A 19,649-nucleotide genomic window follows, 5' to 3' on the forward strand; every position below is an offset into this window, starting at 1 on the left:
CTAGCGCGGCTACCGCGCGGTGCAGCGCCGGGCGAAGGCGTCGACGGCGTCGACGAGCTGGTCGAGCCCGGGCTGTTCCACCGGATAGTGGCCGGCGTTCTCCAGCCTCGTCACGGTCACCGGGACGCGGCGGATCGCCGAGATCACCGGCTCGGACAGCTCCACCGGCGTCCACCGGTCCGCGGCGGGCTGCGTCAGCAGCACCGGGCAGGTGTCGAAGTCGGCCGGTTCGACGGCGGGCCGGTAGCCCAGGTAGCTGTCGAGGAAGGCGATGGTCGCACTGTTGCCCGCCGAGGTCTTGTCCCGGTAGCAGGCCTTCTTGGCCGCCGGGTCGTTGACGAGCGCGCGCATCTTGCTCACCAACCGCATCGGCAGCCGCATCCGGCGAAGCGGTGTCGTCGCCGCGGCCCGCAACGTGCCCGCTCCGAGGAAACCGGTGAACACCGGATCGGCCGCCGTCGCCACGCGCACCTTTCGGTTCCGCTGGTCGAGGAAGGTCATGCCGACGATCCCGGCGACCCCGCGGTTGATCGAGGCGACGTGATAGGTCTCCATCCCGCCGGCGGACAGGCCGTACAGGATGATCGGGCGGTCGTCGCGGGCGCGCTCCGCGTCGACGAGGGCCGACCCGATCGCCACCCAGTCGTCGTAGGTCACCGTCGCCCCGTCGGCCACCTCGGTGACGCCGAAGGTCGGCATGTCGATCGCGATGGTCTCGTAGCCGCGCTGCGCCAGCGGGTGGCCGAGGATCGTCGACATCTGCCGCCCGTTGGTCCCGACGCCGTGGAAGAGGATGACCTTCACCGGCGCGTTCGGATCGCGATAGGTGTCGAGATGGATTCGGTGCCCCCACGGCGACGGCGACCACCATTCCTCGGTGGGCTCGCTCGTCGAGTCGAGCCGGTAGGCCTGCGGGAGGAAGTCCTGGATCTCGCGCCAATTCGGCTGGTTCGCGTACGACGGCCCGACCGCGGGCGTCGGCTGATTCTCGTCAGTCATGTGACCACTAAACATGCCGCTGTCCGATGGCACAATTCGAGTCACCCCAGGATGTCGCGGACGATTCCGTCGGCGAGCAGCCGGCCCCGATCGGATAGCACGTATGAGCCGGAGTCGACGACGAGCAGCCCGTCGGCGACGATTCGATCCGCGCGGGTCCGTTCCGACTCGTCGAGCGCCGAGACCGGGAGGCCCGAGCGCATCCGTAACCGCAGCATGATCTCCTCGACGTGGGCGTCGACCGCGTCGACGACCTCGAAATCCGCTCCCGGCCAGGTCTCGTCGGCCAACGAGGACGCGTATGTCGCCGGATGTTTGCGGTTCCACCAGCGCGCGCCCGCGACGTGGGAGTGCGCGCCCGGGCCGATCCCCCACCAGTCGTCGCTGCGCCAATAGGCCTCGTTGTGGCGACAGGCGCCGTCGGTGCCGCGCGCCCAGTTCGACACCTCGTACCAGTCGAAGCCCTCCCCGCGCAGCCGCTCGTCGATCCGCTCGTACCTGGCCGCGAGCACGTCGTCGTCCGGGGCGGCGATCTCCCCCCGCCGGACCTTGCGCGCGAAGGCGGTGCCGTCCTCGACGATGAGGGCGTAGGCCGACACGTGGTCGACGGGGGCGCGCAGAACCGCGTCGAGGGTGGCGTCGAGGTCGGCGTCGGTCTCGGTCGGCGTGCCGTAGATGACGTCGAGGTTGACGTGGTCGAAGCCCGCGGCGGCGGCCTCCCGCGCCGCGGCGACCGCCCGCCCCGGCGTGTGGCTGCGCTCCAAGACGGCCAGCACGTGGGCCGCCCCGGACTGCATCCCCAGCGACACCCGGGTGTAGCCGGCGTCGCGGATCGTCGCGAAGAACTCCGGCGACGTCGATTCCGGATTCGACTCGGTGGTCACCTCCGCGCCCGGCGCCAGGTCGAAACTGTGCCGGACCGCGCCGAGCAGGTCGGCCAGCCCGTCGCCGCCGAGCAGCGACGGGGTGCCGCCGCCGACGAAGATCGTGGTGACCGGACGCGGGCCGAGCAGCCGGGCGGCACCGTCGAGTTCGCGGCGCACCGCCTCGAGCCAGGACTGCGGCGACGACGAGGAGCCGAGCTCGCCGGCGGTGTAGGTGTTGAAGTCGCAGTAGCCGCAGCGCGTAGCACAGAACGGGACGTGCAGGTACAGGCCGAGGCCGGCGCCGCGATCAGCTGACCGCAACCGACCGGCGACCGGCTCTGGTAGGTCCCGCCAGGCACTGGCGACGGCATTCGGGCTCACCCCACCATCATCCCGCATGCGCCTTCCGTGCCCGCCGGGCGGAGTTCGGGTGGCGAAAAGCACACTTCTTCTCACCATGATCGAAAGTATCCGCAAGTAGACGGGGCGCGGGTAGGCGTGGCATGATGGGCAACGTGACTACACGAGGACTGCGCCTGATCCAGCGGCGCCACATCGACCTCATGCGCTGCGACAGCGCGTCCTGTATGCGCTAGCCGGTTTCGGCCAGCGAGTAGTCCCCCTGCGGCCGCGCGACGATGCGCGCCGCGTTCCGGATGCCGAATCCGCGTTTCTCTCATGACAGCCCCCATGACGCCGTGCGCTGCTGCGCGGCGCGAGGAGAACCAATGACGCTCACCACCCCGGAGTCCGTCGACGACAACGTCGGCAAGCCTCCAGCTCCGCGCGAGCGGCCGGCACGCGCCGCGGGCGACAAGCCCGCGCGCCGCGCCCGGCCCACCAAGCGCCGTTCCGAGGGACAGTGGGCCCTCGGCTACCGCGAGCCGCTGAACCCCAACGAGCAGTCCAAGAAGGACGACAACCCGCTCAACGTCCGCGGCCGCATCGAGAACATCTACTCCCACGTCGGCTTCGACGGGATCGACAAGGCCGATCTGCGCGGCCGCTTCCGCTGGATGGGCCTGTACACGCAGCGCGCCCAGGGTTACGACGGCACGCACACCCACGACGACAACATCGACTACCTCGAGGCCCCGTACTTCATGATGCGGGTCCGCACCGACGGCGGTCAGCTGAACCTGGCCCAGGTACGCACGCTCGCCGGCATCTCCCGCGATTTCGCCCGCGGCACCGCCGACGTCACCGACCGCCAGAACCTGCAGTACCACTGGATCGAGATCGAGAACGTCCCGGAGATCTGGCGCCGCCTCGAAGAGGTGGGCATGCAGACTACCGAGGCCTGCGGCGACTGCCCGCGCGGCATGCTCGGTTCGCCGCTCGCCGGACTGTCGGTCGACGAGGTCATCGACGGCTCTCCCGCGCTGGCCGAGATCAAGCGCCGCTACATCGGCAACCCGGAGTACTCGAACCTCCCCCGGAAGTTCAAGACCGCGATCTCCGGCCTGCAGGACGTCGTCCACGAGATCAACGACGTGTCCTTCGTCGGCGTCGAGCACCCCGAGCACGGCCCCGGCTTCGACCTCTGGGTCGGCGGCGGCCTCTCCACCAACCCGATGCTGGCGCAGCGCCTGGGCGCGTGGATCCCGCTCGACGAGGTGCCCGACGTGTGGGAGGGCGTGGTCGCCATCTTCCGCGACTACGGTTACCGCCGCCTGCGCTCCAAGGCCCGCCTGAAGTTCCTCCTCAAGGATTGGGGGCCGGAGAAGTTCCGCGAGGTCCTGGAGGAGGAGTACCTCAAGCGCAAGCTCGTCGACGGCCCGGCCCCGACCCCGCCGGTCCACCCGATCGACCACGTCGGCGTGACCGAGCAGAAGAACGGCCTGTACGCGGTCGGGTTCTCCGCGGTCTCCGGGCGGCTCTCGGACACCGTGCTCGACGCGATCGCCGACGCCGCGGAGCGGGCCGGATCGGATTCGGTGCGCTTCACCCCGTACCAGAAGCTGGTCATCGTCGACGTCCCCAAGGACAAGGTCGCCGGCCTGGAAGCCGAGCTGGAGGCCGTCGGCCTCACGTCGCGCCCCTCCAATTGGCGTCGCAACCTCATCGCCTGCACCGGCCTGGAGTTCTGCAAGCTCTCCTTCACCGAGACGCGCAGCCGCAGCCAGGCCCTGGTCCCGGAGATGGAGAAGCGCCTGGCCGAGCTGAACGAGCAGCTCGACGTACCGATCACCATCAACTTCAACGGCTGCCCCAACTCCTGCGCGCGCGTGCAGGTCGCCGACATCGGCCTCAAGGGCCAGTTGATCGACGACGGCGACGGCCATCCCATCGAGGGGTTCCAGGTCCACCTGGGCGGCTCGCTGGGCCTGGACATCGGGTTCGGCCGCAAGCTGCGCCAGCACAAGATCTACGCCGACGACGCGACCGCCTACATCGAGCGCCTCGTCCGCAACTTCATCGACGGCCGTCACGAGGGCGAGCGCTTCGCCGAGTGGGCGGCGCGCGCCGACGACGCGGAACTGCAGTAGGAGGGGCGACGATGACAACCACCATCGACACCGATCACCTGCGCGACATCGCCGCGCGCGGCGCCGCCGACCTGGGCCCCGACGCGACCGCGGAGCAATTGCTGCGCTGGACCGCCGAGACCTTCGGCACCGACTTCGTGATCGCTGCGAACATGCAGGACGCGGTGCTCATCGACGTCGCCGACAAGGCCATCGACAAGGCGTTGATCGACCACGAGAAGCTCAAGGTGCTCTTCCTGGACACCGGGTACCACTTCCCGGAGACGATCGGGACCCGCGACGCCGTCACCCAGGTCTACGACCTCGAGCTGATCAACGCGACGCCGGAGAACACCGTCGAGCAGCAGGACGAGTTGCTCGGCAAGGATCTCTTCTCCCGCGACCCCGGCGAGTGCTGCCGGTTGCGCAAAGTCGTGCCGCTGCGCACGTCGCTCGCCGGGTACTCCGCCTGGGTCACCGGTATCCGCCGCGTCGAGGCGCCCACCCGCGCCAACGCGCCGCTGATCTCCTTCGACGAGGGATTCGGGCTGGTGAAGATCAACCCGCTCGCCGCATGGACCGACGAGGAGTTCCAGAAGTACATCGAGGACCACGGGGTCCTGGTGAATCCACTGGTCGACGAGGGCTATCCCTCGATCGGGTGCGCGCCGTGCACCGCCAAGCCAGCCATCGGAGCCGATCCGCGCAGTGGCCGTTGGGCCGGGCGCGCCAAGACAGAATGCGGGTTGCACGTCTCATGAGCATCGATACCCAGACCACACCGATCCTGCGCACCGAGGACGAGTTCGACACCCTCGACGCACTGGAGTCCGAGTCGATCCACATCTTCCGCGAGGTGGCCGGCGAGTTCGAGCGGCCGGTGATCCTCTTCTCCGGCGGCAAGGATTCGACGCTACTGCTGCACCTGGCGCTCAAGGCCTTCTGGCCCGCGCCGCTGCCGTTCTCGCTGCTGCACGTCGACACCGGGCACAACCTGCCCGAGATCATCGCGTTCCGCGACGAGATCGTCGAGCGGCACAACCTGCGGCTGCACGTCGCGAGCGTCGAGGAGTATCTGGCCGACGGCCGGCTCACCGAGCGCCCGGACGGCATCCGCAACCCGCTGCAGACGATCCCGCTGCTCGACGCCATCACCGAGAACCGTTTCGACGCGGTGTTCGGCGGCGCCCGGCGCGACGAGGAGCGGGCCCGCGCGAAGGAGCGCGTCTTCTCGCTGCGCAACGCCTTCGGTCAATGGGACCCGAAGCGCCAGCGCCCCGAGTTGTGGAACCTCTACAACGGGCGCCACGCCCCCGGCGAGCACGTCCGGGTCTTCCCGCTGAGCAACTGGACCGAGCTCGACGTGTGGCGCTACATCGCCCGCGAGCAGGTGCTGCTGGCCCCGCTGTACTACGCGCACGAGCGCGAGGTGTTCCAGCGCGACGGCATGTGGATGACCTCCGGCTCATGGGGCGGACCGCGCGAGGGCGAGGTCGTCGAGACCCGCTCGGTGCGCTACCGCACCGTCGGCGACGGCTCCACCACCGGTGCCGTCCTGTCCGACGCCGCCGACAACGAGGCGGTCCTGGCCGAGGTGGCCACCTCCCGACTCACCGAGCGCGGTGCCACCCGCGGCGACGACCGCGTGTCCGAGGCCGCCATGGAAGACCGCAAGCGCGAAGGATACTTCTGATGAAACACTCCCCCGACCTCCTGCGCATCGCGACGGCCGGCAGCGTCGACGACGGCAAGTCCACCCTCGTCGGCCGCCTGCTCTACGACACGAAGTCGGTGCTCGCCGACCAGATCGACGCCGTGCACCGCGCGTCGGAGGCCCGCGGCCTCGACGGCCCGGACCTGTCGCTGCTCGTCGACGGCCTGCGCGCCGAGCGCGAGCAGGGCATCACGATCGATGTCGCCTACCGCTACTTCGCCACCGGTGAACGCTCCTTCGTCCTCGCCGACACCCCCGGTCACGTGCAGTACACCCGCAACACCGTGTCCGGCGCCTCGACCGCGCAGCTGGTCATCCTGCTGGTCGACGCCCGCAACGGCGTTGTCGCCCAGACCCGCCGCCACGCCGCGGTCATGGCACTGTTGGGCGTGCCGCAGCTGGTGCTCGCGGTCAACAAGATCGACCTCGTGGACAACCCGGCCGAGCAGTTCGCCACCATCACGGCTGATTTCGCCGAGCTGACCCGTTCCCTCGGGTGGAGCGACGAGCAGGTGCTCGCGATCCCGGTGTCCGCGCTGCACGGCGACAACGTCGCCAGCCGGTCGGACAAGACGCCCTACTACGACGGCCCCACGCTCATCGAGCACCTGGAGACCGTCCCCAATGTGCACGAGCGCGCCGGCGACCCCGTCGGCCTGCGCTTCCCGGTGCAGTACGTGATCCGGCCGCGGACCGCGGAGTTCCCCGACTACCGGGGTTACGCGGGACAGATCGCCGCCGGCACCGTCACGGCGGGTGACGAGGTCGTCATCCTTCCGTCGGGCACCCGCACCACCGTCGAGGCGATCGACACCGCCGACGGACAGTTGGCCGCCGCCCATGCCGGGCACAGCGTCACGCTGTTGCTCGCCGACGACGTCGACGTCTCGAGGGGTGACGTCATCGCCGCGGTCGACGGTGCGCCCGAACCGATCCAGCAGTTCGTCGCGACGGTCTGCTGGCTCGGCGACAAGCCGCTGCGCCCGGGCGCCCGCCTGCTCCTCAAGCACGGCACCCGCACCACGCAGGCGATCATCGGTTCGCTCGACGTCGGTTTCGACGAGCAGGAGCTGACGCTGCGGGATTCGCCGGAGTTGTTGGAACTGAACCAGATCGGGCGGATCTCGGTGCAGACGGCCGAGCCGATCGTCGCCGACGATTACAGCCACAGCCGCGAGTCGGGCAGCTTCCTGCTGATCGATCCCGCCGGCGGCAACACGTTGGCCGCCGGACTGGTCGGCGACGCCCTCGAGCAGCTGCATCTGGCGCCGGTCCCGGCATGAGTGTCTTGCTCGTCGCGCACGGCAGCCGGGATCCCCGGTTCGCCGCCACGGTGACGGGCATCCGCGACGCGGTGCGCCGGGGACGCCCGGACGTCCGGGTGGAGTTGGCCTATCTGGACCTGAACGCGCCGCTGGTCGGTGACGTCCTCGACGATCTCGCCGTCGACGTCGAGCCGGTCACCGTCGTGCCGCTGCTCCTCGGCGACGGCTACCACAGCCGCTTCGACCTGCCGGTGCTCCTCGACGCGGCACGGCGCCGGCACCCGGCGCTGACCGTCGCGCAGACGCCCGTCCTCGGTTCCGCCGGTCTCGTCGACGCGCTGGCCGACCGGCTGCGCGAGGCCGGAGCCGGCGCCGAGGCCGGAGTGTTGATGTACGCGGTCGGGTCGTCGGATGAGCGTTCCGACGACGCCGCCCGCCGTCGGGGTGCCGAATTGGCCGATCTCGCCGGTGTCCCGGTCGAGGTCGTGTTCGCGACGAAGCTCGGGGAGGACGCGGTCGAACTCGATGCCGCGCTGACCCGCCTGCGCCGTGCCGGTGCGCGCCGTGTCGTCGGGCTGCCCTACTTCCTGTCCCCCGGGCTGCTCACCGAGCGCGTCGAGCGGTTGCTGCCCGACGCTCTCGTCGCACAGCCGCTGGCCGATCACCCCGCGGTCATCAGCGCGATCGTCGACTTGGCGGCGCAGCCCCTCCCGCCGTCCATCTTGGCCCGATCCGGGTAACGATCTCCGGCGGTACCCGCGACCAAGACCTACGCCGCTTCGAGGACATGCTTGAGTACGCGTTCCACACGCGACGGTGACGACCTGTCGCTGGGACTTCGTGATGAGCGTGGGTCGCGGTCGGGTCTGACGCGCAGCAGGGTGATACGGGTTTCGTTGCCCGGTAGGTCAGGGGTGGCGGTCTCGCGAAGATAGGACCGGGGTCGTGGACCCGGTTGACACGGTATGCGGTGCCGCTGCCCGCGAGCCGCCAACCGATCCGGCCGGTGTCGGGGCCGCTGGTGATGGGTCCGGTTTCCCATTGTCCGGGACGGTCGCCGACGTTGCGGTTGTCCGGTCCGCAGGCGGGGACGAGTTCGTCGAGGTTGGTCTCACCGCCCTTGGCGAAGTCGAGCAGGCCGTGATGGGCCTCGGTATGGGAGAACGGCCGCGTGCAGCCGGGCCGGGTGCATCCCAGATAGGCGCCGAACAGGGCCAGGCGCTGCGCCATGGTGGCCAGGCGCTTACCGCGGCCGAAGGCCAGGACTTCACGCGTGCAGGACGTGAACACGCAAAGCCACGGCACCGCATCGGCGGCCACCGCGATCAGATCACCCACCGGAATCATCGATCCCGTCGCCGTCGTCGCGACCCCGGCCCGCCGGGCCAGATCCCCTTCCTCGACGGTGATCACCAGTTGCGCCGGGATCCGGGTGGGGCGCCCCAAGGCTTGATGACCCAGGATCCAGTCGAGACCGTGTTCCAACCCATCGTGCTGACGCTGGGCCGCCGACCGCCCGTCACGGCACTGGGCATCGGCCCACGCCTCCCGGTCCGCCTCACCCAACTCGGAGAACGAACCGCGAAGCGAATCCGGGTCGGCCGGGTTGTTCATCCCGGGCTTGGCCCAGTTGTCCAGCACGACCTCGAGCTTCGCACGCAACGACGGCGTGAGATACCCGGAGATCTTGCTCATCAGCCGCTTATCCTGCCGGCCGATGACGATTCCCCGCATCCGCCGGCGATCCCGGTCGTCGGTCAGCTTTCCATCCGGATCCAGATGCGCCAACAATCGTTGCCCCAGCGGCCGCAAATCCGACGGGGCGACCTCGCGTGCCGCCCCCACCAAGATCTCGACCGCGGTATCCACCTCTTCTGACGACGTCGCGCACGGAACCCGCCCCAGCACCGTCTCGATCTCGCAAACATGATCAGCCGAAACCGCGCCCGCACCGACGGCCTGCGCGACCGACCCACGCTTGGGCGGCAACGCTTCCCCGGTCACCGCGCTCAACGGCCCGATCGCCTCGGCCACCTCCCGTCGTCGCTTCGCCTCCACGGTTCCCAACCGCAAATACTGGGCATAGAAGGTCTTCACCGACCGGTGACCCACCAAGGTGTACGCCGCCCGGCCGGCAATCTCCACATAAAGCGCCGCATTCACTCCGGCAGCGCGACGCCACGCCGTCTCCACAGTCTCCACACAGGCAATCACCTGCCGATCGGACAGCACGCCCAACGACGACCCGGCGAGCTTCGCCACCGCAACATCGATCAGCTCCGCCAACTCGAGCGGGGAATCGGGCAACCGCCCGGCGATGCCCGGCCCGGCTGCGTCAACCTCGACCATCAGACCCCCCCTCCGATCACCCTTCGAATACATGTTCACCATACCAATACGGTGTGCGTATTGCAACACATGTTCGAGAGCAACCCTCGTCCCACTCAGCGCGTCTGCCCACTCTCGACGTGCAAAGCGCCGCGCAGGTAGTCGGTGATATCGGCGACGGCCCGCCGCCCGCCGGGCAGCACGCCGGCCAGGTTGGCGACGAAGCCGTGGATCTGGCCCTCGTACCGCTGCGCGCGCACCGGTACCCCGGCATCGGCGAGGCGGCGGGCGTAGGCCTCGCCCTGATCGCGCATCGGATCGCATTCCGCGGTGACGACGAAAGCGGGTGCGACTCCGGACAGGTCCTCGACGAGGATCGGTGACGCCCGCCAATCGGACGGGTCGGCGGTGAAGTTCTCGCCGAACCAGCGCAGCAGCTTCTTGGTCAGGAACCTGCCGTCACCGTTCTCGTCGACGGACGGATATTTGCGGGTGATGTCGGTGGCCGGATAGATGAGGACCTGCGCCACCAATCCCGGGAATCCGCGGTCGCGGGCGTCGATCGCCGCGACGGCGGACAGGTTCCCACCGGCACTGTCGCCGGCGACCGCGATCCGCGTCGGATCGCCACCGATCTCGTCGGCATGCTCGCCCACCCAGCGCACCACGGCCAGCACGTCGTCGAAGGCGGCCGGGAAGGGCGCCTCCGGGCCCTTGCGGTAGTCGACGGATACGACGACGGCGCCCACATCGCGTGCCAGCACCGTCGCGAGACCGTGAACCGAATCAGGCGATCCCACGATGAACCCGCCACCCGGCGAATACACCAGGACGGGCAACGGTCCCCGACCCGCCGCATCTCCCTCACCTCCGTCGATCGCCGGGGTGTAGACACGCACCGGGATGTCGCCGGCGGGCCCGGCGACGCTCCGATCCTCGACCGAGGCGACCTCGACCGGCGCCAGGCCGTAGCGCGAGCACGTCTCCTCGAATGCGGCCCGAGCCGCCACCGGCGTCATCTCGTGCATCTCCTTGGCGCCGGAGGCCCGTTGCTCGGCCAACCATGCGGCGGTGGGGGCATCGGGTGGCATGGATCCTCGTTTCGACGACACGGCTTGCACATGACGGTGCTACCCATCCAGTCCTACTCCACCGGCGGAGCCGATTCGGCGTGAACGACGAGCCGGTTCCCGAACCTCGCGCTAGTCTCATTCGAATTCATTCGGACATATCGGAAGGCAGCACCACATGCGACGACCCGCAGCGCGGATCCCGGCGGCCGTAGCCGCCGTGGCCTTGACCCTCGGCCTGGGCGCAACCGTCGGCGGCGGAGTCGCCCAGGCGAAGAAACACGAGGTCGGCGGCCTGTCCCAGTTCGGCCACCTCGCGCCCTACTGCAAGAAGTTCGTCATCACGAACGTCGCGAGCACGTGGAACATCAGCGCCTCGCCGTCCAACCCCGCCGATCCGTACTCGTGGAAATGCCGGTGGCCTCCGCTCATCACCAAGCCGATCGACATGAACGCGGTGTGCCGGCACTACTACGGCCGCGACGCCTACGCGCAGGTCACCAAGGCCCACTGGGCGTGGGACTCCTGGAAGTGCTACAAGGGCTGACCCGCCGAGGGCGTCAGCCCTCGAACGCGGCGACCTTCGTCGCGCGGGCGTAGACGGTTTCGCCCGGCTGCAGGTGCAGCGCGTTCTGGTCGCCGCGGGTGATCTGTGCGGCGAACTCGTCGCCGGTGGCCGACGAGAGCAACTCGACGCGGGTCTCGAAGCCGAGGTTCACCACCCGCTTCACCGTCGCCTTCACCACGCCGGTATCCAGGGCGGCGTCGCCGCCGGGCAGCGCGATCTCCGGGTTGCGGCCGATGCGGATGTCGTGCGGGCGCACCAGCTCGCCGTTGACGCGCACCGTCGAGCCTAGGAAGGACGCGACGAACGGGTTGACCGGGCGGTCGTAGAGGTCGTCGGGTGAGCCCACCTGCTCGATTCGCCCCTGGTTGAGCACGGCGATCCGGTCGGAGACGTCCAGCGCCTCGGCCTGGTCGTGGGTCACCAGCACCGTCGTCACGTGTACCTCGTCGTGGAGGCGCCGCAACCATTTGCGCAGGTCGTCGCGAACCTTGGCGTCGAGCGCGCCGAACGGCTCGTCCAAGAGCAGCACCTGCGGGTCGACTGCGAGCGCACGGGCCAACGCCATGCGCTGGCGCTGGCCACCGGAGAGCTGCGCGGGGAACCGCTTCTGGAAGACGGTCAGCCCGACGATGTCGAGCAGCTCGTCGACCTTCTTGTCGATGTCGGCCTTGGACCGCTTGCGGATCTTCAACCCGAAGGCGATGTTGTCGCGCACGTTGAGGTGCTTGAAGGCCGCATAGTGCTGGAAGACGAATCCGATGTCGCGCTTCTGCGGCGACACGCTCGACACGTCGGTGCCGTTGATGACCACGGTCCCCGAGTCGAGGCTGTCGAGGCCGGCGATCGCCCGCAGCAAGGTCGACTTGCCCGATCCCGACGGCCCGAGGAGCGAGGTCAGCGAGCCCTCCGGGATGTCGATCGACACGTTGTCGAGGGCGGCGAAGTCGCCGTAGCGCTTGTTTGCGCCGATAACCGAGATGGACATGTCACACGCCTTCCTTGTGCGCGAGAAGTGTGGGTTGCAACGCCTGCGGCCCGTCGGGGACCTCGGCGACGAGGGGTTCGGCATCGGTGGACGCGGTGGAGCCGCTGGCCTGCGCGTACCGGTTGCGGACCCGCCGCTCGACGAAGGTCATCGCCACCAGTACCAGGACCGCGACCAGCATGAGCAGGGTTGCCGCGGCGTAGGCGCCGTATTCGTTGTAGTCGTCGGTGTAGCGCGAGTGGACCAACAGGGTCAGCGTCTGCGAGATACCCGGATAGTTCGACGAGACCATGGTCACCGCGCCGTATTCACCCAGCGCTCGGGCGATCGTCAGCACGACGCCGTAGGTCAGTCCCCATCGGATCGCGGGCAGGGTGATCCGCCAGAAGGTCTGCCACCCGTTGGCACCCAGGGTGGCCGCGGCCTGTTCCTGTTCGGTGCCGATCTCGCGCAGCACCGGCTCCACCTCGCGGACCACGAAGGGCAGCGTCACGAACAGCGTCGCCAACACCAGCCCGGGGAATCCGAAGATCACCCGGAATCCGAGGCCCTCGACGCCGCCGAACCAGCCGCCGTGCCCCCACAGCAGGATCAGCGCCACACCGGCGACGACCGGCGACACCGCGAAGGGCAGGTCGACGACCGACTGCAGCAATCCCTTTCCGGGGAAGTTGCCGCGGGACAGCGCCAGGGCGGTCGCGATGCCGAAGACGACGTTGAGCGGGACGACGACCACGACGATCAGCAGGCTCAGTTGCAGCGCGGAGATCGCGGCGGGCGTGGTGATCCAGTCCCAGAACTGGCCGAGGCCGTGTTCGAACGAGCGCCAGAAGATCAGCCCGACCGGCACGACGAGCAGCACGAACAGGTACAGCAACGCGACGGTGCGCAGCCCGTACCGGGTCAGGGGTGAGACTTTCATCGGTCATCGTCCTCTCGCACCGACTGGCGCCGACCCACGATCCGCAGTGCGAAGAGCACCACGAAGGCGGTGAGTAGGAGCACCACCGAGACGGCGGCGGCGTTGACCGGCTCGTCGATCTCGATCTGCTGCTGGATGTACTGCGAGGCCACCTGGGTTTCGCCCGGGATGTTGCCGCCGATGAGGACGACCGACCCGAACTCGCCGATCGCCCTGGTGAACGCCAGGCCGGCGCCGGTCAGGATGGCGGGCAGCAGCGCGGGCAGCACGATCTTGGTGAAGGTCACCCGGTTGCTGGCGCCGAGCACGGCGGCCGCCTCCTCGACGTCGGTGTCGAGTTCCAGCAGCACCGGCTGGACCTGGCGGACGACGAACGGGAGAGTAACGAAGGTCAACGCGATGACCAGGGCGGGCCTCGTCGCGTTCAGGTGGATGTCGATCGGCGAGTTCGGCCCGTACAGCGAGAGCAGCACGAGGCTCGCGACGATCGTCGGGAGCGCGAAGGGCAGGTCGATGATCGCGTTGACCAGGCCCTTACCGGGGAAGTCGTCGCGGACCAGCACCCAGGCGATCAGCGTGCCGAATGCCACGTTGATCAGGGCGACGACGACCGAGACCCCCACGGTGATGCCGAGGGCGTCGAGGGCGTTCCCATCGGTGATCGCCCCCCAGAATCCGCTCCACCCGCCGCCGAAGGACTGCACCGCGATCGCGGCCAGCGGCAGCAGCACGATGATGCTCAGCCAGAGCCAGGCGACGCCGATCCCGGCCGGCGACACCCCGTTGAACGTCCGCGCACGGCCCAGGAAGCCGCCGGGGGCCGTGGAATTCGGCACCGTGCCCGTAGTCATTTCCGTCCTCCGGTGTTGTAGATCTCGGTGATGGCGCCCTTCGACCCGAACAGTGCCGAGTCGACGGCCTTCCACCCGGTGAGGTCTTTGCCGTCGTTCTCCTCGGCGGTGCCCTTGCCCAAGACCTTCCCCAGTTCTGCGATGGTCCACAGCCGGTCGATGCGGCCGGGGAACTGGTCGGCGGTTTCCGACACGACCGGTTCGACGACGGGCCGGAACCCGGCCTGCGCCCACAGCCGTTGGCCCTGGTCGGTGAACAGGAAATCCACGAATGCCTTGGCCGCCGCCTTGTCGGTGCTCGTGTTCACCACCGCGACGGGGTTCTCGATCTTGAAGGTCTGCGGCGGGATCAGGTAGTCGACCTGGGACCCGTGGTCCTTGCCGTCGGCCCGGCTGAGCATGATGGCCTCGTTCTCGTAGCTGATCAGGACATCGCCCTGCCCCTGCTCGAAGGCCGTCGTCGCCTCGCGGCCCGACTTCGGCTGCACCTTCACGTGGTCGCGGACCAGCCTGGAGATGTAGTCGAGTCCGGCCTGCGGATTGCGCCCGCCGTCGCTCTTCGCCGAGTAGGGCGCCAGCAGGTTCCACTTCGCCGAACCCGAGCTGCCGGGATTCGGGGTGATCACCTGGACGCCGGGCTTGAGCAGGTCGTCCCAGTCGTGGATGCCCTTCGGGTTGCCCTTGCGGACGACGAGCGCCACCACCGAGCCGAACGGGGTGCTGTTGTTGGGCGCCTGCTTCTTCCAGTCCTCGTCGACGACTCCCTCTTTGACCAAGCGGGTGATGTCGGGTTCGACGGAGAAGTTGACGACGTCGGCGGGCACCCGACGGGCCACCTTGCGGGACTGATCGCCGGACGCGCCGTAGCTCTGCGAGAAACCGACGCCGTGACCGGCCTCGGTCTTCCGGAAGGCGGGGATGACGAGGTCGAAGCCGGGCTTGGGCGTCGCGTAGGCGACCAGGTTCAGGTGCCGGTTCCCCGACGAGATGTCCGCGCCGCCCGGCACGTCGGTGGACCCGCCGCCGCATGCGGCAGCGCTGACGACCACGCTCGCGGCGAGCACCACCGTGGTCGCGGCGCGCGCCATGCGTCGTCGGTGCCCGAGGGCCTTCGTCATCACCGGGGCCTCCTCCATGTCTCGTCGCTCCTGCTGACCGGCACAACCTAACCAGGTCTCCGACACGCCCAGAACCGCGCGAAACGGGACCCGCTCGGCGGAATGCGACCCGGGCCCGCGTGTGCTAGCGGATGATCAGCCAGGCGACCACGACGAGGACCAGCAGACCCAGCAGGGCCCAAGTGACCGGGGAGCGTTTCACTGAGATGTCTCGACTTTCGGTTCGGTGGGCGGCGACTCGACTTCCGGCGCCCGCGATGCGGTGGGTCCGCGGTGGCCGATTCTGCTGCTGACCTGCGCCTCCCATCGGATGGACACGGCTTCGGCGACGCGCGCGGCCAGCCCGGTCACCACCTCCACGACCGCCGAGAGAACCATCGCGGCCATCACGGCGAACGGCACGACGACGAGCAGGACCACGACGAGTTGCGGTACGAAGGGCAGCCGGATGAGCCATGCCTCGACGCCGTCCCACCACGCGAGAAACCCGGACACCGCTCCCCCTTCTTACGAATCAGTGTGAGCGAAAGGCGCTCCGCAGCACGCCCCCAGCATAGTCGCCGCGGGCCGCGGCCCTCCTAGGCCAAACCGCGGCGGCGCAACAACGGCTCGACCGGGGCCGGGCCGCCGATGAGAGCGCGATGCGCCGCGATCGGATCGACGCTGTCACCCGTCGAGAGAACAGTCTCGACGAACCGTCTGCCGAGGTCGCGATTCAAGCCGCCGTTCGCGTCGAACCACTCCCGTGTCGCCGCGTCGAGGACCTCGGACCACAGGTAGGCGTAGTACGCCGCCGAGTACCCGCCGGCGAACACGTGGTTGAAGTACGGGCTGCGGTAGCGCGGCGGGATCAGCGCGTTGTCCGCGCCGGCCCGCGTCAATGCCGCGTCCTCCACCGACCTCCACCCGTCGGCTTCCGGGATCTCGTCGGCGGAGAGCCGGTGCCACCCGAGGTCGACGATGGCCGCACCGAGATATTCGACGGTGGCATGTGCGGTCTCGGTTCCCGACGCCTCCCGCACCTGCTCGATCAGCTCGGCCGGGGCCTTCTCCCCCGTCTCGACGTGACGCGCGTAGTTCGCGATCACCTCCGGGTGCAGTGCCCAGTGCTCGTTGACCTGCGACGGGAATTCGACGAAGTCGCGCGGCACCGAGGTGCCCGACTGCGAGGAGAACCGCACGTCGGAGAGCAATCCGTGCAGTGCGTGCCCGAATTCGTGGAACAGGGTCGTCAGCTGGTCGACGGAGAGCAGCGTCGGCTCACCGGCGCTCGGCTTGGGGATGTTGAGCACGTTGACGACGACCGGCTTCTCGTCGAGTTCGCGGGATTGGTCGACGAAGGAGGTCATCCACGCGCCGCCGCGCTTGGTCGGGCGGGCGTAGTAATCACCGAGGTAGAGGCCGATCCCGGTGCCGGATTCATCGCGGACCTCGAAGACGCGGACATCCGGGTGGTATCCGTGCAGGTCGTCGCGCTCGACGAAGCTAAGGCCGTAGAGCCTTCCGGCCGCGAAGAAGACCCCGTCGCGCAGGACCCGGTCCAGTTCGCAGTACGACGTGAAGCCCGAGACGTCGACCTCCGCCCCGGCCGCGCGGTTCCGCTCCAGCCAATAGGTGTAGTCGGCCGCTTCGAGCTCTCCGCCGGCCAGCTCGCGCAGCGCCGACTTCTCGGCCTCGGCCGCGGGCTTCACCGCCTCGACGACCTCGGTGAGCAGCGCGACCACCGCGTCGACGTCGGGGGCGGTCTCCTCGTCGATGACGTAGGAGGCGTGGTCGGGGTAGCCGAGGAGTTCGGCCCGCCGCGCCCGCAGCGCCGCGATCTCGACGATCAGTTCGGTCGTGTCGTTCTCGTCCCCACCGGAACCGCGGGCCAGCGAGGCGTCGAAGACACGTCTGCGGGCGGTGGGGTCGGTGAGTTCGGCGACGCTGCTCTGACTGGTCGGCAGTTCGAGAGCGAGGAGCAATCCGGCGCGCCCCGCGTCGGCCGCCTTGGTCCGCGCCGCGGAGATCTCTCCCGCGGAAAGGCCGTCGAGCTGCGACTCGTCGTCGAACGGCACGGCGACCGCGTTGGCGCCCTCGAGGACGAGTCGCCCGAATTCGGTGGTCAGGTCGGCCAGGCGCGCGGTGATGCGGCTCATCTCGGCGCGCCCGGCGTCGTCGAGTCGGGCCCCGGCGCGCACGCCGTCGCGGTACTGCCTGTCGAGCAGCCGGTACTCGTCGGTGGCCATAGCCGCGTCGGCGCGCCCGTCCCACACCGCGGCGATCCGGCCGAACAGCACCGGATCGGATCGGATGGCACTGCTGTGCTCGGCGAGTCTCGGCGCGATCCGTGCGGCGATGTCGGTGCGTTCCGGCGTCGCGTCGGGGCCGAGGACGCCGTAGAACACCCGCAGCACCCGCGCCAGTTGCTGACCCGAATTCTCCAGTGCGACAACGGTGTTGGCGAAGGTCGGCGCCTTGTCGTTCGCGGTGATCGCGGCCACCTCGGCGCGGTGGGCGGCCATCGCCGCGTCGACGGCCGGCTCGAAGTCGGTGTCGGAGATCGACGCGAAGTCCGGCAATCCGTACGGCAGTGCGCTGCGCTCGAGCACTTACTTCCCCTTGGGCTTGTCCCCGACGGCGTCGGAGGACAGCGCAGCGACGAAGGCCTCCTGCGGGACGTCGACGCGGCCGATCGTCTTCATCCGCTTCTTGCCCTCTTTCTGCTTCTCCAGCAGCTTGCGCTTACGGCTGATGTCGCCGCCGTAGCACTTGGCGAGCACGTCCTTGCGGATCGCGCGGATGTTCTCGCGGGCGATGATCTTGGAACCGATCGCGGCCTGGATGGGTACCTCGAACTGCTGGCGCGGGATCAGTTCCTTCAGCTTGAGCGCCATCTTGTTGCCGTAGGCGTAGGCCGCGTCGCGGTGGACGATGGCGCTGAAGGCGTCGACGGCCTCGCCCTGCAGCAGGATGTCGACCTTCACCAGGTCGGCCTCCGCCTCGCCGGACTCCTCGTAGTCGAGGCTGGCGTAGCCGCGGGTGCGCGACTTCAACGAGTCGAAGAAGTCGAAGATGATCTCGGCCATCGGCAGGGTGTACCGGATCTCCACCCGCGTCTCGGAGAGGTAGTCCATGCCGCCGAGTTCGCCGCGGCGGGATTGGCACAGCTCCATGATCGCGCCGATGTATTCGCTGGGAGCGATGATCGTCGTCTTGGTGATCGGCTCGTAGATCTCCTTGGTCTTGCCGCTCGGCCAATCCGACGGGTTGGTGACGATGTGCTCGGTCCCGTCATCCATGACGACGCGGTAGACGACGTTGGGCGCCGTGGAGATGAGGTCGAGGTCGAATTCGCGCTCTAGGCGCTCCCGGGTGATCTCCATGTGCAGCAGTCCGAGGAATCCGCAGCGGAAACCGAAGCCCAACGCCACCGACGTCTCCGGCTCGAAGGTGAGCGCCGCATCGTTGAGCTGCAGCTTCTCCAGCGCCTCGCGCAGCACCGGGTAGTCCGAGCCGTCCACCGGGTAGAGGCCCGAGTAGACCATCGGGACGGGTTCGCGATAGCCGGTCAGCGCCTGGGTCGCGCCACCGCGCGCCGTCGTCACCGTGTCGCCGACCTTCGACTGGCGGACGTCTTTCACACCGGTGATGAGATAACCCACCTCGCCGACGCCGAGTCCCTTCGTCGGCTTCGGCTCGGGTGAGACGATGCCGACCTCGAGGAGCTCGTGGGTGGCGCCGGTCGACATCATGGCGATCTTCTCGCGGGGCACGATCTTGCCGTCGACGACGCGGACATAGGTGACCACGCCGCGGTAGGTGTCGTAGACCGAGTCGAAGATCATCGCGCGCGCCGGGGCATCGGGATCGCCGACGGGCGGCGGCACCTTCTCGATGACCCGGTCGAGCAGTTCGGCCACGCCCTCACCGGTCTTGCCGGAGACGCGCAGCACGTCGTCGGGCTCGCAGCCCACGATGTGCGCCAGCTCGGCGGCGTAGCGCTCCGGGTCGGCGGCGGGCAGATCGATCTTGTTGAGGACCGGGATGATCTCCAGGTCGTTCTCCATCGCCAGGTACAGGTTGGCCAGCGTCTGCGCCTCGATCCCCTGCGCCGCGTCGACGAGGAGTACCGCCCCCTCGCACGCCTCCAGCGCGCGGCTCACCTCGTAGGTGAAGTCGACGTGGCCGGGGGTGTCGATGAGGTGGATGACGTAGTCGTCCTTGGTGCCGTCCGGGCCGGCGACCTGCCACGGCAGGCGCACGTTCTGGGCCTTGATCGTGATGCCGCGCTCGCGCTCGATGTCCATGCGGTCGAGGTACTGCGCGCGCATCTGCCGTTCCTCGACGACGCCGGTCAGCTGCAACATGCGGTCGGCCAGAGTCGACTTGCCGTGGTCGATGTGGGCGATGATGCAGAAGTTGCGGATGCGCTGCGGGTCGGTGAACGTCGTATCTGCGAAAGTGGAAATCTCTACTGCTCCTTGGCGCGGTTTCCCCCAGTTTCTCACACTAG

17 protein-coding genes are annotated in these 19,649 nt (G+C 68.9%); 6 read left to right on the forward strand and 11 right to left on the reverse strand.

Going from position 1 to position 19,649, the window contains the following annotated elements; all coding sequences use genetic code 11:
* Window positions 1-9: 9 nt before the first annotated feature.
* The gene (locus HUN08_RS11405) at window positions 10-999 is read right to left on the reverse strand and encodes an alpha/beta hydrolase (protein WP_124247673.1); all 990 of its coding nucleotides are present in this window, start codon (window positions 997-999) and stop codon (window positions 10-12) included.
* A gap of 41 nt (window positions 1,000-1,040) precedes the next feature.
* On the reverse strand, window positions 1,041-2,264 hold the full coding sequence (gene hemW / locus HUN08_RS11410) for a radical SAM family heme chaperone HemW (RefSeq protein ID WP_124247672.1): 1,224 nt from the start codon (window positions 2,262-2,264) through the stop codon (window positions 1,041-1,043).
* 329 nt (window positions 2,265-2,593) lie between these two features.
* Between hemW and HUN08_RS11415 the strand changes: the two genes are divergently transcribed.
* Genes HUN08_RS11415 through HUN08_RS11435 form a run of 5 tightly spaced genes read left to right on the forward strand, consistent with a single transcriptional unit; the run spans window position 2,594 to window position 8,052 of the window.
* Complete coding sequence (locus HUN08_RS11415; protein ID WP_124247671.1) at window positions 2,594-4,354, forward strand: nitrite/sulfite reductase; 1,761 nt, start codon at window positions 2,594-2,596, stop codon at window positions 4,352-4,354.
* A gap of 11 nt (window positions 4,355-4,365) precedes the next feature.
* Entirely contained in the window at window positions 4,366-5,094 is a 729-nt protein-coding gene (locus HUN08_RS11420) for a phosphoadenylyl-sulfate reductase (RefSeq protein WP_124247670.1), read from the forward strand.
* Window positions 5,091-6,026 carry a sulfate adenylyltransferase subunit CysD gene (gene cysD, locus HUN08_RS11425; protein ID WP_124247669.1) on the forward strand — a complete coding sequence of 312 codons (936 nt, stop codon included), beginning with the start codon at window positions 5,091-5,093 and terminating at the stop codon, window positions 6,024-6,026. The genes HUN08_RS11420 and cysD overlap by 4 nt, the downstream gene beginning before the upstream one ends.
* Complete coding sequence (locus HUN08_RS11430; RefSeq protein ID WP_124247668.1) at window positions 6,026-7,330, forward strand: sulfate adenylyltransferase subunit 1; 1,305 nt, start codon at window positions 6,026-6,028, stop codon at window positions 7,328-7,330. The genes cysD and HUN08_RS11430 overlap by 1 nt, the downstream gene beginning before the upstream one ends.
* The gene (locus tag HUN08_RS11435; protein ID WP_124247667.1) at window positions 7,327-8,052 is read left to right on the forward strand and encodes a sirohydrochlorin chelatase; all 726 of its coding nucleotides are present in this window, start codon (window positions 7,327-7,329) and stop codon (window positions 8,050-8,052) included. Before HUN08_RS11430 ends, HUN08_RS11435 begins: the two co-directional genes overlap by 4 nt.
* Here HUN08_RS11435 and HUN08_RS11440 read toward each other — a convergent pair.
* A complete protein-coding gene (locus tag HUN08_RS11440; protein ID WP_301546687.1) occupies window positions 7,988-9,730 on the reverse strand; it encodes an HNH endonuclease signature motif containing protein in 1,743 nt (580 codons plus the stop codon). The genes HUN08_RS11435 and HUN08_RS11440 overlap by 65 nt on opposite strands.
* Window positions 9,731-9,756: 26 nt before the next feature.
* On the reverse strand, window positions 9,757-10,731 hold the full coding sequence (locus HUN08_RS11445) for an alpha/beta hydrolase (RefSeq protein ID WP_124247336.1): 975 nt from the start codon (window positions 10,729-10,731) through the stop codon (window positions 9,757-9,759).
* Between the two features lie 157 nt (window positions 10,732-10,888).
* Between HUN08_RS11445 and HUN08_RS11450 the strand changes: the two genes are divergently transcribed.
* The gene (locus HUN08_RS11450) at window positions 10,889-11,257 is read left to right on the forward strand and encodes a hypothetical protein (protein ID WP_124247335.1); all 369 of its coding nucleotides are present in this window, start codon (window positions 10,889-10,891) and stop codon (window positions 11,255-11,257) included.
* 13 nt (window positions 11,258-11,270) lie between these two features.
* On the opposite strand, the gene HUN08_RS11455 is transcribed toward HUN08_RS11450, so the two are convergent.
* From HUN08_RS11455 to lepA, 7 genes are all read right to left on the reverse strand, one after another.
* Complete coding sequence (locus HUN08_RS11455) at window positions 11,271-12,263, reverse strand: sulfate/molybdate ABC transporter ATP-binding protein (protein ID WP_124247334.1); 993 nt, start codon at window positions 12,261-12,263, stop codon at window positions 11,271-11,273.
* Between the two features lies 1 nt (window position 12,264).
* Window positions 12,265-13,185 (reverse strand): sulfate ABC transporter permease subunit CysW, encoded by a 921-nt coding sequence (gene cysW / locus HUN08_RS11460; RefSeq protein ID WP_124247333.1) that lies wholly within the window; start codon window positions 13,183-13,185, stop codon window positions 12,265-12,267.
* Complete coding sequence (gene cysT / locus HUN08_RS11465; RefSeq protein ID WP_124247332.1) at window positions 13,182-14,036, reverse strand: sulfate ABC transporter permease subunit CysT; 855 nt, start codon at window positions 14,034-14,036, stop codon at window positions 13,182-13,184. Before cysT ends, cysW begins: the two co-directional genes overlap by 4 nt.
* On the reverse strand, window positions 14,033-15,124 hold the full coding sequence (locus tag HUN08_RS11470) for a sulfate ABC transporter substrate-binding protein (RefSeq protein WP_124247361.1): 1,092 nt from the start codon (window positions 15,122-15,124) through the stop codon (window positions 14,033-14,035). The genes cysT and HUN08_RS11470 overlap by 4 nt, the downstream gene beginning before the upstream one ends.
* A 228-nt stretch (window positions 15,125-15,352) precedes the next feature.
* Window positions 15,353-15,649 carry a hypothetical protein gene (locus HUN08_RS11475; RefSeq protein WP_124247331.1) on the reverse strand — a complete coding sequence of 99 codons (297 nt, stop codon included), beginning with the start codon at window positions 15,647-15,649 and terminating at the stop codon, window positions 15,353-15,355.
* Window positions 15,650-15,732: 83 nt separating this feature from the next.
* Window positions 15,733-17,745: a M3 family metallopeptidase gene (locus HUN08_RS11480; RefSeq protein WP_301546688.1), complete on the reverse strand. Its 2,013-nt coding sequence runs from the start codon at window positions 17,743-17,745 to the stop codon at window positions 15,733-15,735.
* Window positions 17,746-19,644: a translation elongation factor 4 gene (lepA, locus tag HUN08_RS11485; RefSeq protein WP_301546689.1), complete on the reverse strand. Its 1,899-nt coding sequence runs from the start codon at window positions 19,642-19,644 to the stop codon at window positions 17,746-17,748.
* Window positions 19,645-19,649: the final 5 nt, after the last annotated feature.

Source organism: Gordonia sp. X0973 (assembly GCF_013348785.1).
Classification (GTDB): domain Bacteria; phylum Actinomycetota; class Actinomycetes; order Mycobacteriales; family Mycobacteriaceae; genus Gordonia.